The organism is Paraburkholderia sp. EG304, from assembly GCF_046543485.1.
Classification (GTDB): domain Bacteria; phylum Pseudomonadota; class Gammaproteobacteria; order Burkholderiales; family Burkholderiaceae; genus Paraburkholderia; species Paraburkholderia youngii.
Map to the genome: position 1 here is coordinate 1 of NZ_JBKGUA010000028.1, position 14,148 is coordinate 14,148.

A 14,148-nucleotide genomic window follows, 5' to 3' on the forward strand; every position below is an offset into this window, starting at 1 on the left:
GTGAACACCTCAAGCTGCTCATCAACGTAAAACGGCCCGGTCGACAATGCGACCGGGCCGTCAAGTCCCGTCCTGCTCGCTATACCGTTCGATATCTTCGGAAAGACCTTAACTGAACGGCATTACCTATATTTAGGGGCTTTTTTGTACCCGAAGCACTCACAAACGGCGTCGCTCGCAACTCGCGCGAGCTGTCGGCAACATTGCCGACATGAACACAAACGAATCCTCACGCCAATTTCAGAACGGTATCCGCAAAGGGACGGTTGAGGCCGTCGCTGGCGCGCTCTGCCGCGTGGAAAGCGGCGATTTACATACCGACTGGATTCAATGGTTCATCCCGTTCGCCGGCGAAACGATCGAGTGGCTCGCGCCCTCGATCGGCGAAGGGGTCATGCTGTTGTGCCCGAGCGGCGACCCTGCGCAAGCCGTCGCGCTGCGCGGGTTCTATTCCGAAGATTTCCCCCCGCCGAGCACCGACCCGGCGACACACATGCGCGTCTATCGCGATGGCGCAAGCATCGCCTACGACATGGCCGCCCATGTTCTTAACGTCACGCTGCCCGCCGGCGCGACCGTCAACATTACGGCCCCCGGCGCGGTCAACGTCAACACGAAACAGGCGACCGTCAAGGCCGACAAGATGACGCTCGACGCTGACGTTGAGGTAACGCGCTCGATGACCGTGAAAGGCCCCTTTGCTTTCCAAGCTGGAATGACTGGCACCGGCGGGAGCGGCGGCGGCTCGACGGTGAAGATCGACGGCGCGGCCGACTTCACGGGCGAAGTGAAATCGCAAGGCGTGAGCCTGCCTGGACACAAACACCAAGCACAGGGCGCTAACGCCCCGACGAGTGAGCCGATCAAATGAGAGGAATGCACGCCACGACCGGCCGCCCGACGACCGGCCTCGCCCACCTTTGCCAGTCAATCACGAAGATTCTGACGACACCGCTCGGCACGCGCCTCGCGCGCCGTGATTTTGGTTCCGAAGTGCCCGAGCTGATCGACGCCCCGAACAATGACACGACGCGCGTGCGCCTGTATGCCGCGACCGCGACCGCGCTGATGCAATGGGAGCCACGCTTGCGCCTGACGCGCGTGCAGCTCTCGACCGAGGCGACGGAAGCCGGCCAGGGCGTGCAGTACGTCGATCTTGAAGGCTGGACTACCGAAACCGGCGATCCGGTATCGACGCGCGTGCAGCTCACGAACGGGGGTGCAGCATGAGCGCGACCCCGATCGACCTGTCGCGCCTGCCCTCGCCGGATATCGTCGAAACGATCGACTATGAAACGCTGCTCGCCGCGCGCAAGGCGAAACTCGTGTCGCTCTACCCGGCCGACCAACAGGCCGATGTAGCGGCGGCGCTCGCGCTCGAATCCGAGCCGATGAACATCGTTTTGCAGGAAAACGCCTATCGCGAAGTCGTGTTGCGCCAACGCGTCAACGATTCCGCGCGCGCCGTCATGCTGGCATACGCGAAGGGCACAGACCTCGAACACCTCGCCGCGCTGTTCGAAATCGAACGGCAAACGATCGTCGCGCCTGATCCGGTCAACGATATCGACGGCGTATATGAGGATGACACCGACTTGCGCGCGCGCACGCAGCTCGCGCCGCAAGGGTTTTCCGTCGCCGGTCCCGAGGGGGCATATATCTCGCTCGCCCGAAACGCTGACGGCCGCGTGCTCGATGCCTCTGCGGTTAGCCCTGCACCGTGCGAAGTCGTCGTTACGGTCCTGTCGCGCCTCGGCGACGGCACGGCCGAGCGCGACTTGCTCGACAAGGTGCAAGCTGCGCTGTCGGCCGACGACAAGCGCCCGCTCACGGACCTCGTGACGACGCGCAGCGCGACCATCAAGCGATACGCGATTCGCGCGACCCTCATTTTCTTCGCCGGCCCCGATCGCTCTGTCGCACTCGCCGAGGCAAACAAGCGCGTGAAGGCCTACGCCGACGAGATGCACAAACTCGGCATGGAAATCACGAAAGACGGCATCTATGCCGCTGCGCGACCGGCCGGCGTGCAAAAGGTGATTCTCGACGAGCCGGCCGCCGACATGCCGATATCGAAGATGGAGGCCGCTTACTGCACGTCTATCGAGCTGAAAGACGGGGGCATTTACAACAATGAGTGATCTGCTCGCCCCGAATTCGTCGGCCGCCGAGCGCAACCTTGCGCGCGTCGGCGCACGAATCAGCGACATTCCCGTGCCGCTCGCCGTGCTGATGAACCCCGACGCGATCCCGCTGCCGCTGCTGCCGTGGCTCGCGTGGCACCTCGGCATCGACGCATGGAAAGACTACTGGCCCGAGCAAACGAAGCGCGCCCGCGTGAAGGCCGCGATTCCGATCGCGCGCAAGAACGGCACGGCCGCGGCCGTTCGGCAGGTTGTCGCCGCGTTCGGCGCAAACATCGCCCTGCGCGAATGGTTCGAGCAAACGCCGCGCGGCACGCCAGGCACGTTCGACGTTGTGCTCACAGTCAGTTCGCGTAACGGCGAAGCGCCGACCGCTGAACTCGTCGCCGACATCATCGCGGAAATCGACCGCACGAAGCCCGTGCGCGCGCACTACACCTTCACGCAAGGCTTTTCGATGCAAGGCGTGCAGCGTGTCGCGGCGGCCGTTCGGCCCGTGCTGTATCGCCGTCTTTCTTTCTCGGATATCTGAACATGGCCGGAACACTCATCACCGTTACCGACATTGGCCGCGCCGCGCTCGTTGCGCAAGGCAATGACGGCACGACCGCACGCAAGATCGTCGAAATCGGCCTCGTGTCTGCCCCCTTCACCGCCGACAAGGGATTGAAAGCCCTGCCGAATGAGCGCAAGCGCATCAAGACGTTCGCCGGCGAGAACGTCGCGGCCGACACGATCCATGTGACGTTGAAAGACGACACCGAGGATCAATTCACGCTGTACGGGTTCGGCCTGTACCTCGAAAACGGCGTGCTGCTCGCGGCCTATGGTCAAGCAACGCCAATCATGGAGAAGTCGCCGGCCGCGATGCTGCTGCTCTCGGCCGATGTGCAGTTCGCGACGATCGACGCCGCGCAGCTCGTTTTCGGCGACGCGACTTTCACGAACCCGCCGGCGACTACGCAACGCCAAGGCGTGATCCAGCTCGCGACGCAAGCCGAAGTCGATGCCGGCGCAGATGCCGCAAAGGCACTCACGCCCAAGACGGCCGCGAGTCGATACGCAGCTCTCACGGGCGCTACTTTCGCCGGCCCCGTGAAAGCGACGGATTTTTCGACGGATGGCCCTGCCGTTATAGGCATGGCGAAGATACAAAGCGCGACTCGTGCATCAATCCTTTCTGTCGCGAACTTTGATGGCCTGTCTATCGAAGCGATGGATAGCGGCAACTTGACGAAAAAGAACATCGGCATTGCGCCGTGGGGCGGCAAGGTACTCGTCGGCTCTACTGCCGATGATGGCGTCGGCCTGCTCCAAGTCGCCGGCCTGATTACCGCACAGACACCGCCGGCCGCCGACAACTCGAAGAGAGTCGCAACGACTGAATGGGTATTGGCAACCGTATCAAGTGCGCTCGTCGGGCAAATCGTTATTGAGGCACGCACGAGCGCGCGCGCCGGCTTTCTCAAGCTCAACGGCGCGACGCTGAATCGCGCCGACTATCCGGCCTTGTGGGCCTACGCACAGGCGAGCGGCGCACTCGTCACCGATGCGCAATGGTCGGCGAACAATTTCGGCTGTTTCTCGTCGGGCAATGGCACGACGACCTTTCGAATCCCCGAGCTGCGCGGCGAATACATGCGCTTTTGGGATGACGGCCGAGGCGTGGACTCGGGGCGCGCTATCGGCGCGTGGCAAGACAGCCAGAACCGTTCGCACGCACACGGCGCTAGTTCGGCATGGGTCGGCGATCACGCGCACAGCGCATGGACTGACGCACAAGGCTTTCACAACCACGGCGGCGGCACGACCGGCGGCGGCGCACACAGCCACAACACGAACATGAAAGGCATCGTCAACCAAGGTTCCGATTTCGGCCGAGAAGGGCAGGAAATCGCGCGAAACGGCCCCGGAGGCTGGATCGGAACTGACGTGCAGGGCGACCACAACCATGGCATTTACGGCGACGCCAACCACGCCCACAACGTTTCCATGAACGGGGCCGGCGGGCACTCGCACGGCATCACCGTCAACGCAGACGGCGGCACCGAGGTACGCGTGCGAAGCGTCGCAATGCTGGCAATGATCCGCGCTTACTGACATTGAAGGGAAACCCATGCTCATTCACCAATACGACAATCAGACCGGCCAATACCTTTCTAGCCGCCTGGCCGACGCCGACCCGCTCAACCTCGACCGCTGGCTCGTGCCCGCATTCAGCACGGCCGACGAGCTGCCGGCACGCGGCCCGCTCGAATGGCCGTTCTACCTCAACGGCGCATGGAAGTTGCTGCCCGACTGGCGCGGCCGGCTGCTGTATCGCCGCGACACCGGCGCGGCGGCCGAAATCCTGATCGCTGGCATCACGCCCGAAGAAAGCGGCCTCACCGAGACGCCGCGCCCCTCGGATAAATACGTTTGGGGTAACCATCAATGGGAAATCGACCCGGCGGCCGTCGCGGCTGAGAAGCGCGCGGCGGCAATGGCCGAATTCGAACGTCGCCTCTCGGCTGCTCGCACCCGCAACGCCGGCAAGTCAGATGCACTCGCGGCCGGCCTGCTCGACGCCGAGCAAAAGTATTACTTCAAGGAATGGTCGGCGTATCAGATGGCCCTTGTTCGCGTGCTCGAGCTGGACACGTTCCCCGACGCGATTGTGTGGCCCGACGAACCCGCCCCCTACGTGCCCCCGGCCGAGCCGGCCGAACCCGAACCCGAACCGGACGCCCCGAGCGAAACCCCGGACGAACCCGCGTAACGCCGCAAGCGTCGCGAGCTGCAACCCGCCCTTTCACTGCCCCTAACGAGGATCACACATGGCAACCGACTATCACCACGGCGTACGCGTGTTGGAAATCAACGAAGGCACGCGCCCGATTAAAACTGTATCAACGGCCGTTGTCGGCCTCGTGGCGACCGGCCTCGATGCTGACAAAGATATGTTCCCGCTCGATACGCCCGTGCTCGTGACGAACGTGCAAGCGGCGCTCGGCAAGGCCGGCGACAAGGGCACGCTCGCGCGCTCCCTCGACGCTATCTCGGCGCAAACGAAGCCCGTCACGATCGTCGTGCGCGTTGCAGAAGGCAACGACGACGCCGCGACGACGAGCAACGTTATCGGCAAGACCGACGCGAGCGGCCGTTTCACCGGCATGCAAGCACTACTCGCCGCGCAATCGCGCCTCGGCGTGAAGCCGCGCATTCTCGGCGCTCCTGGCCTCGACACGAACCCCGTCGCAACTGCGCTCGGCACGCTCGCGCAAAAGCTGCGCGGGTTCGGCTATGTGTCGGCGAACGGCTGCGAAACGAAGGAAGCGGCGACCACGTACCGCAAGCAATTCAGTCAACGCGAGCTGATGGTGATCTGGCCGGATTTCGTCGGCTGGAACACGAGCACGAATGCGTATGACACGGTTGACGCGACGGCGATCGCGCTCGGCCTGCGCGCCAAGATCGACGAGGAAACGGGCTGGCACAAGACGCTTTCGAATGTCGGCGTCAACGGCGTCACGGGTATCAGCCGCGATGTTTTCTGGGACTTGCAAGACCCGGCGACCGATGCGGGCTATCTGAACGAGCAACAGGTGACGACGCTCGTTAATTCGAAGGGCTATCGCTTCTGGGGTTCGCGCACCTGTTCGGATGATCCGCTGTTCGCGTTCGAGAACTACACGCGCACCGCGCAAGTGCTCGCCGACACGATGGCCGAGGCGCACATGCTGTATGTGGACAAGGATCTACACCCGTCGCTCGTGCGCGACATGATCGAGAGCATCAACGCGAAATTCCGCGAGCTGATCCGCAACGGCTATCTCATCGGCGGCGAAGCATGGTTCGACGAAAGCGCGAACGACAAGGATTCGCTCAAGGCCGGCAAGCTCGCGATCGACTACGACTATACGCCCGTGCCCCCGATCGAAAACCTGATGCTGCGCCAACGCATCACCGACCGTTACCTCGCCGATTTCGCCTCGCGCATTTCGGCCTAACTAGGAGCAATAGAACATGGCACTGCCGAAAAAGCTCAAGGCCTTCAACCTGTTTCACAACGGCGAGAATTTCGTTGGCCAGGTGGCCGAAATCACGCCCCCGAAGCTGACGCGAAAGATGGAGGCCTATCGCGGGGGCGGCATGAATGGCCCCGTCGATATCGACCAAGGGCAAGAGGCGATCACGCTCGAATGGACGTGCGGCGGCCTCATGCGTTCGGTTATCGCGCAGTACGGCATCACGACGCATGACGGCGTGCAACTGCGCTTCGCCGGCGCGTATCGCGCCGAGGATACGGCGAAGCCCGACGCCGTTGAAATCGTCGTGCGCGGCCGTCACAAGGAACTCGATTTCGGCAACGCGAAACCCGGCGACGATACGGCGTTCAAGGTATCGACCTCGTGCAGCTATTACAAGCTGTCCATCAACGGCGAAACGCTCGTCGAAATCGACCTTATCAACATGATCGAGAAGGTGAACGGCGCTGATCTGCTTTCCGAGCTGCGCAACGCGATCGGCCTGTAATCGCCCAGCTCGACACCCTGCCCCGCGCGCCCGGTTGACATGCCGGGCGCGCACAACACCACCAAAACAGAACAGAGAAACAAATGACCGAACAAGCCAAACAGAACACCGTCACCCTCGACGCCCCGCTCGAACGCAACGGCGGCCCGTCCATCACCGAAATCACGCTGCGCAAGCCGGCGTCCGGCGAGCTGCGCGGCACGTCGCTCAACGCGCTCGTGAATCTGGACGTTGACGCGCTCGGCAAGGTGTTGCCGCGCATCTCGTCGCCGACGCTCACCGAATTCGACGTGCAACAGCTCGACCCGGCCGACCTCGTTCAACTGGGGGTCGTGTTCGCCGGTTTTTTGCTGCCGAAGCGTGCTCTGTAGAGCACGGCATACCCGATAGGGTCGAAGAAGCGATGGCCGATATCGCGACGGTTTTCACAGGCTGGACACCGCGCGATATGCACGACTTCACCCTCGTCGAATTGGCTGAATGGCGCGAGCGAGCGCGAGCACGAAGCGGAACGGAATAGAACACGATGGCAAACGGCAACGACCTCAAATTGCGCGTGCTGTTCGACATGATCGACGGCGCGACGAAGCCCCTTAAAAACATCATGGCGGGTAACAAGGGCCTCGCTAAGTCGCTCAAGGAGTCACGCGACGAACTCGGGCGGCTCAACAAGGCGCAAAAGGACGTTGCAACGTTTCGCGAAATGCGCTCGGGCCTCGCCGGCACCTCGCGCGAGCTGGGCGCAGCACAAACCCGCGTGAAGGAACTGGCCAGCGGCCTGCGCTCGTTCGGGCCGCCGAGCCGGCAAATGATCGCCGACTTTGAGAAGGCGAAACGCAGCGTTACGCAGCTCACGCGATCGCACGAGCAACAGGCCGCCAAGGTTGACGAGCTGCGCACGCGCCTCGCCGGCGCGGGTATCAGCACGCGCAACCTGTCGCAGCACGAGCGCGAGCTGCGCGCGAGCATCGCCGCGACGAGCGGCACCATCGACGGGCAAGTGTCGAAGCTCGAACAGCTCACGCAGCGCGAAAAGGCAATGGCTGCGGCGCGCGCGAAAATGGGCCGACTGCAAGGCACCGCGGCGAATATGGCCGTCGCCGGCTATGCCGCGAAGGCGGCCGGCTCGCACATCATCGGCGACCTGTCCGAAACGCTCGACCAATCGAAGGCGTTCGAAAGCGAAGCCGTGCGTATCAAGGCCCTCGGCCTGGGCGATCACGCGACGGCCGACGCCGTGAAGTACGCGAAAGCGATGAAGCAAATGGGCACGAGCACAACGGACAATCTGACGCTCATGCGCGATTCTCTGACGATTTTCGCCGACGAGCACCATGCGCAAATGGTGATGCCGACGCTCGCCAAAATGAAATTCACGAACGAAGCACTGTTCGGCGCGGAGGATGGACACGCGAACGAAGAGAAGTTCATGAACATGCTGAAGGTGATCGAGCTGCGCGGCGGCACCAAGGATGAAGCGACGTTCAAGGACGAAGCGAACATGGTGCAAAAGGTGATTACCGCGACCGGCGGCCGCGTCGGCGGCGATCAATGGATGCAGTTCATCCAAACCGGCGGCGTCGCGGCGAAACAGATGCGCAAGGACGCGTTTTTCTACCAGATGGAGCCGCTTATTCAGGAAATGGGCGGGCACGCTGTCGGCACGGGCCTCATGTCGGCCTATAACAACGTCTATCAGGGCAAGACGACCGTGAAGGCCGCGCGCGAGCTCGTCGGCCTCGGCCTCATCTCGAAAGACGGCGTTGAGTACAACAAGATGGGGCAAGTCAACCACTTCAAAACGGGCGCGCTCAAGGGTAGCGACATCCTCAAGGCCTCGCCGCTCGAATGGATGGAAAAGGTACTGTTGCCGAGCCTCACCGCGAAAGGCATCACCGACCCGAACAAGATCAAGGACACGATCGCAACGATTTTCACTAATCGCACCGCTGCAAACCTGTTCACGACGATGTACATGCAGCGCGATCAAATCCACAAAAACGAACGGCTCAACGCCGGCGCTGACGGCATCGACGAAGGGGCGGCGAAGGCGCGCGATATGACGCAAGGCCGCGAACTCGAAGCCCTCGCGAAAATCCGCGACCTCAAGCTCGAAATCGGCCAGAAGGTTTCGCCGATCTATAACGCCGGCCTGTCGCTCACGGCGGGCCTGCTCGATCGCGTCACGGGTTTCATGAAAGAGCACAGCACGGCCGCGCAAGTCGTGCTCGTGACGCTCGCCGCGCTCGCCGCGATGCTCGTCGGCGGCGGCATGTTCACGATCGCGCTCGCCGGCGTGCTCGGCCCGCTCGCGCTCGTCAAATTCAGCATGACGGCGCTCGGCATGCAAGGCGGCATCCTTTCGCGCGTGCTCGCACTTCAGGCGGGCGCGTGGCGATTCCTCGGGCGCAGCGTCATGTTTGCCGGCCGCGCGATGCTGATGAACCCGATCGGCCTCGCGATCACGGCGATCGCCGTCGGCGCGTATCTGATCTATCGCTATTGGGAGCCGATCAAGGCATTTTTCGCCGGCCTATGGGGCGACATTCAACAGGCGTTCGCCGGCGGCCTTTCGGGTATCGGCGCGCTGATCGTCAATTGGTCCCCGCTCGGCCTGTTCTATCAGGCCTTTGCGGCCGTGCTGCGATGGTTCGGCATCGACATGCCGGCGAAGTTTTCGGAGTTTGGCGCGAACCTGATTTCGGGCCTCGTCAACGGCATCACGAATGGCCTCGGGACCGTGAAAGATGCGATCACCAACGTCGCGAGCAATACCGTCACATGGTTCAAGGAAAAGCTCGGCATTCATAGCCCGTCGCGCGTGTTCGGCGAGCTGGGCGGGTTCATCACCCAGGGCGCGGCGATCGGCATGGAAGGCGAGCAAGGGCGCATCGCGAAAGCTGCGGTCGGCCTCGCGACGCTCGCGGCGACCTCATTCGCCGGCACAGGGGCCGCACAGGCCGCCGGCGGCCCCGGCGTACCCATTGACACCCGGCCGCCCCTGCAAGCCCGCCAAGCGGCCGGCATTGCGGCTGGCGCGGCATCGGCGGCCGGCGGCGATCAATACATTTTTCACATCACCGGCGCGGACCCGAAAGAGATCGCGAATCAGGTGCGCCAGGCGATCGAGCAAATCGAGCGCAAGAAGGCCTCGCGCGTTAGCTCGCGCCTGTCCGATTAACCGGAGATATTGCAATGATGATGGCCCTCGGGCAGTTCGTTTTCAGTCTGCCGACCCTCGCCTATCAAGAGCTGCAACGGCGCACGAGCTGGAAGCATCGCAACACCTCGCGCGTCGGCGGCCGTGACGCGCGGCAATACACCGGCCAGGGCGACGACGCAATCACCCTAATGGGCTGGTTTGCCCCCGGCCAAGGTATCGGCAAGCTGTCGTCGCTTACCGAGCTGCGCAACATGGGCGACGATGGCGACGCCTATGCGCTCGTCGATGGCTCGGGCAATGTGTACGGCGCATTCGTGATCGAAGGCCTCGACGAAGGGCAAACGCTGCACCAGAAGGACGGCACGCCGAGGCGCGTCGAATTCACGTTGAGCCTGATGCGTGTCGATGATGGCCTCGTGAAAACGAAAACCGAGCCGGCGAAGGACGAGGCGCAATGAAACAACCGACTCCGATCTATCAAATCACGCTCAACGGAAACGACCTGACGAGCAAGATCGCGCCGCGCCTCGTGAGCCTGTCGCTCGACGAGTCACGCGGCGACGAGGCCGACACGCTGATGCTCACGCTCGACGATACAGACGGCCGGCTCGCCCTCCCGAAGCGCGGCGAAGTCGTGCGCGTGTCGATCGGATGGGCCGACACCGGCCTCGTCGATAAAGGATCTTCACGATCAACGAAGTCGAACACGCCGGCGCACCGGACACGATCACCATTCAGGCGCGGTCGGCCTCGATGACGAACGCCATGAGCGAGCGAAAGGAAAGGAGCTGGCACGGCGAGACGATCGGCGCGATCGTGCGCAAGATCGCCGGCGCGCACAACCTGAAAGCGGCCGTCGCCGATGCGCTCTCGAAAATCGTGATCGCGCACATCGACCAAACGCACGAGTCAGATATGTCGTTTCTCACGCGCGTCGCGAAGCGATACGACGCCGTGATGAACGTGAAGGATTCGCACCTGCTTTTCATGCCGATCGGACACGGCACGAGCGTAAGCGGCAAGCCCCTCACGTCGATCGAGCTGACGCGCCGCGAAGGCGACCGGCACCGTTACCACGTATCGGAGCGCGAGAACTATGCCGGCGTGCGCGCGATGTATCACGCGACCGGCCGCGCGAAACGCAAGTCTGTCGTCGTCGGAGGCGAGAACAATCACAGCATCAAGGTTTTGCCCGAGACATACCCGACCGAGGCCGAGGCGCGCGCCGCTGCAACGGCCGAACTCAATCGCACGCAGCGCAGCCAGGCGACCATGAGTTACACGCTCGCGCTCGGCCGGCCCGACCTCTACCCGGAAGTGCCCGTTTATCTCAACGGCTTCAAGCCCGATATCGACAACGAATCATGGCTCGTGAAAAAAGTGCGGCACGAGCTGACAGACGCGGGCTATACGTGCGAACTCGACCTCGAAGTGCGCGACGATCCGACGAGCAAGCGGCACCGCGCTCACTTTCGCCGCGGCGGGTAGGGAAGAGCCGATTGTGGCTGTCGCTCGGGCTCGGGCTATCGCCGGCCGACTGACGCTAGCGGCTGCCATTCGGCAGGATTATCTCCCGTCGCCTCGCAACGCTGCCGAAGACCTTCTTGCTTGACGATGCTGCCTAGCGTGTATCGGTTGCCGGCATACTCACAATGCGGCGGCGGGGCGGCTGTTTGAAGTTGCGTGTCATGTCTCGGGCGATGTGCCACAACGGACAACACGGCCAATAGACTCACCGTCCCGGCTACCGTTAGCGAAATCGCAAGCCAGGGCGTTTGCTTCTTCTGACGCGGCGCATGCACTAACTCGGCCTCCATGACCAAGGGTGCCAGAGCGGCGCCGCTGGCTTGCTGCTCGATCGGAGCCACCTGTGAAGGAGCGGCGGGAATCCCTTCCTTACTCGCCGGATCGGCATGCGACGCCGCCGCCTGATCCGCAGTTCCGTTTCGAAGCCACCCATCGAGATAGCGCACCACGCGTTCAAACAGATCGCGCGGCATTTCGTCCATGCTCTGGAACTTGAACCGAGTCATCAGACGACGGTAAACGATCAGCTTTTCAACGCCGGTCTGGGCCTCAAGCTCGAATACCTTTGCCGCGATTGCGCGTCGCTGGCGATCGCTGATGTATCGCCTTGACTCCGCTCCGTTGTGAAGGTGGATATTGACGTTGGCTTGTGCATTACTGGACTTCACATCTCGGCCGGCAACCTGCCCGACCTCCCCGCTGAACTTCTGCACCATCGATTCTTGTTCTCCTGCGGCTGGCCTTGCCGCTGATGCTACCCGTACCTAGCTTTGGGCATTACGCCGGTTTTTCCGCCCGGAACCCATATTGATCGAGAACGAACCGGTCACGTCGCCACTGACCTGTTGTCCGATATTTGCGCCTTTGAAGTCTTGCTGATATTTGGCGGGTGCCGCTCCGGCCGCAAGGGCCGCTAGGGCTGCAACACGCACTGCGTCGGGCGCTTCACGGAACCGACGTACCAAATCCGCCTCAAGGGCCGTGAGAGTTGAAGTGTCGCGTCGACCGGTCAGGACATACAGCACGTCGACCCCCACCCCCGAGATTCGGGAAAGGTAGTTTGCATCCGGCGCCCTTTCCCCCTTCTCGTACAGCACCTGGGTCTTCTCCGTGACGCCACCGCGCTCACCGAATGCACGCTGAGACAGATTCATTTGCTTGCGCTCTGCGCGCAACCGATCGCCGACGCTTTCCATTTGGTTTGCTTTACATATTGCATACACACCAAACGGTGTGTAATATCTGGTTTGTGCAAGGTTAATGACAGGAAGTATACCGCCATGCTTCGCAAAAAAACCCCAGTCACGCGCTCGCCGCGCGGCGTCCTCTCCAGCAAGCCCGTCTACATGAGGCTAATGCCGGAAGAGCGCCGACAACTCGAAGAACTGTCGGCCGCCCAGAACCGCTCGACGTCCAGCGTCGCGCGCCTGATCTATCTCGAAGGCATTGAAAGCTACAAGGCAAAGACTACTAACGAAGCAACGCAACCGCACTCAACGCTTTGTGCGAGGTATTGAACCATGCGTACCCCTGCCCTCATAGAACCTGCGCTGCGCCAGGCGCTGCACGGCCCGAAACGCCAAGACGTGCAAGCTGCACTCGGCTGGGACGATTCCCAGGTCAGTCGCTTCCTGAGCGGCGGGCAAGGTGTCGTGATCGACAAGATCGATACCCTCGTGGCCGCTGTGGGCTTCGTGCTCGTCACGCGCAAATATCTTGATGCCGTCGCAACGCTCGGCGAAGTCGGCGTGCACTGCGAATGCGCCCGCCGCGGCTACGGCGAATGCCGCCCTGGGAGGTCCGCATGCGAATCCTGAACCGCTGCCCCCACTGCCGCGCGCGCGCCACCGCACGCAGCAGCCGTGAAATGTCGCTGACCTTCCGCGAAGTTACCTATCAATGCAATAACCCCGAGTGCGGCCACACCTATGTCGTGAACATGGAGTTCGCCCGCACGCTGTCACCGTCGGCTACGCCCAACTTATCGCTCAGCCTACCGCTCTCGCCGCACGTGCGCGAACGCCTCGCGCAACAGCTCGAGCTGCCCGTCTAGCGCCCTAACCCGCTTCCTCTGTTTCCCCTCGCATCGTGCCTTAGCGGCGCGAGGGGCTTTTTTTGCCCGAAGAAAGGAGATTCACATGGCCACACTCGCCGCTACGCCGATCGTGATGCCGTTCGATCCGGCGAGCCTTCCGCTCGAACAGCGCCACGATTACCTGCGCACGCTTTGGCATGCGGACATCGATCCGTTCGTTTTCGTCGGCACCGCGCGCCGTCTCGGCTACGTGCTCGGCTGCCGTTGGGATGCCGACGCTGGCATGCCGGTTCTCAGTCCCATCGTCCTGCATTGATGGCATGCGCTCCCCGATCACGGACCTTGAGTTGCGCGCGGCCTGGCATCGGCTGCGCATGGTCGGCGATTTCGACATGGCGATGCGCCACCGCGCCGTGCGCATTGTCGTGGAATCCGCCGCTCGCGCGATGCAGGACCGTGTGCAGACACGTTTGCGCCATTCAATCGACGCGAAGCGCCTCGCTGCGAACGACGACGCCTCATATTCCGCGCCGGCCGCCGGCGCACTTTCTCGGGAACGACACCATCATGAAAACCTGCGTTTTCAGCATCGGCCTGTTGCTGATGCTCGGCTCTTCTTTCACCGGCATGGCTCTCGCTGCCGGAAGCATGCTTCGGCAGTTCGAGCTGCGCAATGCGCCGCTGCTGTCGCTGGCGCTCGCGGCTTGTGCGCTCGTAACGCTGATTACCGCGCTGGCGTGGTCCGTTCCGCCTCGTGGGTGATG

General features: G+C 62.7%; 19 protein-coding genes and 2 pseudogenes. 19 read left to right on the top strand and 2 right to left on the bottom strand.

Annotation, left to right across the window (positions count from 1 at the left end; all coding sequences use genetic code 11):
- Positions 1–211: 211 nt before the first annotated feature.
- The 13 genes and pseudogenes from ACLFKU_RS27495 (at position 212) to ACLFKU_RS27555 (ending at position 11,310) form a co-directional block, all read left to right on the top strand.
- Positions 212–871: a phage baseplate assembly protein V gene (locus ACLFKU_RS27495; RefSeq protein ID WP_410851170.1), complete on the top strand. Its 660-nt coding sequence runs from the start codon at positions 212–214 to the stop codon at positions 869–871.
- Positions 868–1,230: a GPW/gp25 family protein gene (locus ACLFKU_RS27500; protein ID WP_410851171.1), complete on the top strand. Its 363-nt coding sequence runs from the start codon at positions 868–870 to the stop codon at positions 1,228–1,230. The genes ACLFKU_RS27495 and ACLFKU_RS27500 overlap by 4 nt, the downstream gene beginning before the upstream one ends.
- Positions 1,227–2,141 carry a baseplate J/gp47 family protein gene (locus tag ACLFKU_RS27505; RefSeq protein ID WP_410851172.1) on the top strand — a complete coding sequence of 305 codons (915 nt, stop codon included), beginning with the start codon at positions 1,227–1,229 and terminating at the stop codon, positions 2,139–2,141. The genes ACLFKU_RS27500 and ACLFKU_RS27505 overlap by 4 nt, the downstream gene beginning before the upstream one ends.
- Complete coding sequence (locus ACLFKU_RS27510; protein ID WP_410851173.1) at positions 2,134–2,676, top strand: phage tail protein I; 543 nt, start codon at positions 2,134–2,136, stop codon at positions 2,674–2,676. Before ACLFKU_RS27505 ends, ACLFKU_RS27510 begins: the two co-directional genes overlap by 8 nt.
- A 2-nt stretch (positions 2,677–2,678) precedes the next feature.
- On the top strand, positions 2,679–4,244 hold the full coding sequence (locus ACLFKU_RS27515; RefSeq protein WP_410851174.1) for a phage tail protein: 1,566 nt from the start codon (positions 2,679–2,681) through the stop codon (positions 4,242–4,244).
- Between the two features lie 16 nt (positions 4,245–4,260).
- Positions 4,261–4,902 (top strand): tail fiber assembly protein, encoded by a 642-nt coding sequence (locus tag ACLFKU_RS27520; RefSeq protein WP_410851175.1) that lies wholly within the window; start codon positions 4,261–4,263, stop codon positions 4,900–4,902.
- A gap of 58 nt (positions 4,903–4,960) precedes the next feature.
- On the top strand, positions 4,961–6,133 hold the full coding sequence (locus ACLFKU_RS27525) for a phage tail sheath protein (protein ID WP_410851176.1): 1,173 nt from the start codon (positions 4,961–4,963) through the stop codon (positions 6,131–6,133).
- A 16-nt stretch (positions 6,134–6,149) separates the two neighbouring features.
- Positions 6,150–6,659 carry a phage major tail tube protein gene (locus ACLFKU_RS27530; RefSeq protein ID WP_410851177.1) on the top strand — a complete coding sequence of 170 codons (510 nt, stop codon included), beginning with the start codon at positions 6,150–6,152 and terminating at the stop codon, positions 6,657–6,659.
- Positions 6,660–6,742: 83 nt separating this feature from the next.
- On the top strand, positions 6,743–7,030 hold the full coding sequence (locus tag ACLFKU_RS27535) for a phage tail assembly protein (RefSeq protein WP_410851178.1): 288 nt from the start codon (positions 6,743–6,745) through the stop codon (positions 7,028–7,030).
- A gap of 32 nt (positions 7,031–7,062) precedes the next feature.
- Positions 7,063–7,179, top strand: coding sequence for a GpE family phage tail protein (locus tag ACLFKU_RS27540; RefSeq protein ID WP_028206605.1), 117 nt, complete (start codon positions 7,063–7,065; stop codon positions 7,177–7,179).
- A 6-nt stretch (positions 7,180–7,185) separates the two neighbouring features.
- Positions 7,186–9,840: a phage tail tape measure protein gene (locus ACLFKU_RS27545; RefSeq protein WP_410851179.1), complete on the top strand. Its 2,655-nt coding sequence runs from the start codon at positions 7,186–7,188 to the stop codon at positions 9,838–9,840.
- A gap of 14 nt (positions 9,841–9,854) precedes the next feature.
- Complete coding sequence (locus ACLFKU_RS27550) at positions 9,855–10,280, top strand: phage tail protein (RefSeq protein WP_410851180.1); 426 nt, start codon at positions 9,855–9,857, stop codon at positions 10,278–10,280.
- Positions 10,277–11,310, top strand: a pseudogene (locus ACLFKU_RS27555) (phage late control D family protein). The gene ACLFKU_RS27550 and the pseudogene ACLFKU_RS27555 overlap by 4 nt, the downstream one beginning before the upstream one ends.
- 35 nt (positions 11,311–11,345) lie before the next feature.
- On the opposite strand, the gene ACLFKU_RS27560 reads toward ACLFKU_RS27555, so the two are convergent.
- Together ACLFKU_RS27560 and ACLFKU_RS27565 are read right to left on the bottom strand one after the other, a co-directional pair.
- Positions 11,346–12,065: an alpha/beta hydrolase gene (locus ACLFKU_RS27560; protein WP_410851181.1), complete on the bottom strand. Its 720-nt coding sequence runs from the start codon at positions 12,063–12,065 to the stop codon at positions 11,346–11,348.
- Positions 12,066–12,113: 48 nt separating this feature from the next.
- On the bottom strand, positions 12,114–12,545 hold the full coding sequence (locus ACLFKU_RS27565; protein ID WP_410851182.1) for a helix-turn-helix domain-containing protein: 432 nt from the start codon (positions 12,543–12,545) through the stop codon (positions 12,114–12,116).
- An 84-nt stretch (positions 12,546–12,629) separates the two neighbouring features.
- Between ACLFKU_RS27565 and ACLFKU_RS27570 the strand changes: the two genes are divergently transcribed.
- The 6 genes and pseudogenes from ACLFKU_RS27570 (at position 12,630) to ACLFKU_RS27595 (ending at position 14,146) form a co-directional block, all read left to right on the top strand.
- A complete protein-coding gene (locus tag ACLFKU_RS27570) occupies positions 12,630–12,866 on the top strand; it encodes a hypothetical protein (protein ID WP_410851183.1) in 237 nt (78 codons plus the stop codon).
- 3 nt (positions 12,867–12,869) lie between these two features.
- Positions 12,870–13,166: a DNA-binding protein gene (locus ACLFKU_RS27575; protein ID WP_410851184.1), complete on the top strand. Its 297-nt coding sequence runs from the start codon at positions 12,870–12,872 to the stop codon at positions 13,164–13,166.
- A complete protein-coding gene (locus ACLFKU_RS27580) occupies positions 13,154–13,402 on the top strand; it encodes an ogr/Delta-like zinc finger family protein (protein ID WP_410851185.1) in 249 nt (82 codons plus the stop codon). Before ACLFKU_RS27575 ends, ACLFKU_RS27580 begins: the two co-directional genes overlap by 13 nt.
- Before the next feature lie 85 nt (positions 13,403–13,487).
- Positions 13,488–13,700, top strand: coding sequence for a hypothetical protein (locus ACLFKU_RS27585; RefSeq protein ID WP_410851186.1), 213 nt, complete (start codon positions 13,488–13,490; stop codon positions 13,698–13,700).
- A 4-nt stretch (positions 13,701–13,704) separates the two neighbouring features.
- A pseudogene (locus tag ACLFKU_RS27590) lies at positions 13,705–13,896 on the top strand (hypothetical protein); the annotation flags it as partial.
- 55 nt (positions 13,897–13,951) lie between these two features.
- Positions 13,952–14,146 (top strand): hypothetical protein, encoded by a 195-nt coding sequence (locus ACLFKU_RS27595; protein WP_410851187.1) that lies wholly within the window; start codon positions 13,952–13,954, stop codon positions 14,144–14,146.
- The last annotated feature ends 2 nt before the right edge of the window (positions 14,147–14,148 follow it).

What these genes read in the sequence shown, in the direction of transcription:
- ACLFKU_RS27570 (WP_410851183.1), top strand. Translation starts at nt 12,630, where the DNA reads ATGCTTCGCAAAAAAACCCCAGTCACGCGCTCGCCGCGCGGCGTCCTC.
- ACLFKU_RS27550 (WP_410851180.1), top strand. Translation starts at nt 9,855, where the DNA reads ATGATGATGGCCCTCGGGCAGTTCGTTTTCAGTCTGCCGACCCTCGCC.
- ACLFKU_RS27505 (WP_410851172.1), top strand. Translation starts at nt 1,227, where the DNA reads ATGAGCGCGACCCCGATCGACCTGTCGCGCCTGCCCTCGCCGGATATC.
- ACLFKU_RS27495 (WP_410851170.1), top strand. Translation starts at nt 212, where the DNA reads ATGAACACAAACGAATCCTCACGCCAATTTCAGAACGGTATCCGCAAA.
- ACLFKU_RS27500 (WP_410851171.1), top strand. Translation starts at nt 868, where the DNA reads ATGAGAGGAATGCACGCCACGACCGGCCGCCCGACGACCGGCCTCGCC.
- ACLFKU_RS27520 (WP_410851175.1), top strand. Translation starts at nt 4,261, where the DNA reads ATGCTCATTCACCAATACGACAATCAGACCGGCCAATACCTTTCTAGC.
- ACLFKU_RS27575 (WP_410851184.1), top strand. Translation starts at nt 12,870, where the DNA reads ATGCGTACCCCTGCCCTCATAGAACCTGCGCTGCGCCAGGCGCTGCAC.
- ACLFKU_RS27580 (WP_410851185.1), top strand. Translation starts at nt 13,154, where the DNA reads ATGCGAATCCTGAACCGCTGCCCCCACTGCCGCGCGCGCGCCACCGCA.
- ACLFKU_RS27535 (WP_410851178.1), top strand. Translation starts at nt 6,743, where the DNA reads ATGACCGAACAAGCCAAACAGAACACCGTCACCCTCGACGCCCCGCTC.
- ACLFKU_RS27565 (WP_410851182.1), bottom strand. Translation starts at nt 12,545, where the DNA reads ATGGAAAGCGTCGGCGATCGGTTGCGCGCAGAGCGCAAGCAAATGAAT.
- ACLFKU_RS27595 (WP_410851187.1), top strand. Translation starts at nt 13,952, where the DNA reads ATGAAAACCTGCGTTTTCAGCATCGGCCTGTTGCTGATGCTCGGCTCT.
- ACLFKU_RS27545 (WP_410851179.1), top strand. Translation starts at nt 7,186, where the DNA reads ATGGCAAACGGCAACGACCTCAAATTGCGCGTGCTGTTCGACATGATC.
- ACLFKU_RS27530 (WP_410851177.1), top strand. Translation starts at nt 6,150, where the DNA reads ATGGCACTGCCGAAAAAGCTCAAGGCCTTCAACCTGTTTCACAACGGC.
- ACLFKU_RS27525 (WP_410851176.1), top strand. Translation starts at nt 4,961, where the DNA reads ATGGCAACCGACTATCACCACGGCGTACGCGTGTTGGAAATCAACGAA.
- ACLFKU_RS27510 (WP_410851173.1), top strand. Translation starts at nt 2,134, where the DNA reads ATGAGTGATCTGCTCGCCCCGAATTCGTCGGCCGCCGAGCGCAACCTT.
- ACLFKU_RS27585 (WP_410851186.1), top strand. Translation starts at nt 13,488, where the DNA reads ATGGCCACACTCGCCGCTACGCCGATCGTGATGCCGTTCGATCCGGCG.
- ACLFKU_RS27540 (WP_028206605.1), top strand. Translation starts at nt 7,063, where the DNA reads ATGGCCGATATCGCGACGGTTTTCACAGGCTGGACACCGCGCGATATG.
- ACLFKU_RS27515 (WP_410851174.1), top strand. Translation starts at nt 2,679, where the DNA reads ATGGCCGGAACACTCATCACCGTTACCGACATTGGCCGCGCCGCGCTC.
- ACLFKU_RS27560 (WP_410851181.1), bottom strand. Translation starts at nt 12,065, where the DNA reads ATGGTGCAGAAGTTCAGCGGGGAGGTCGGGCAGGTTGCCGGCCGAGAT.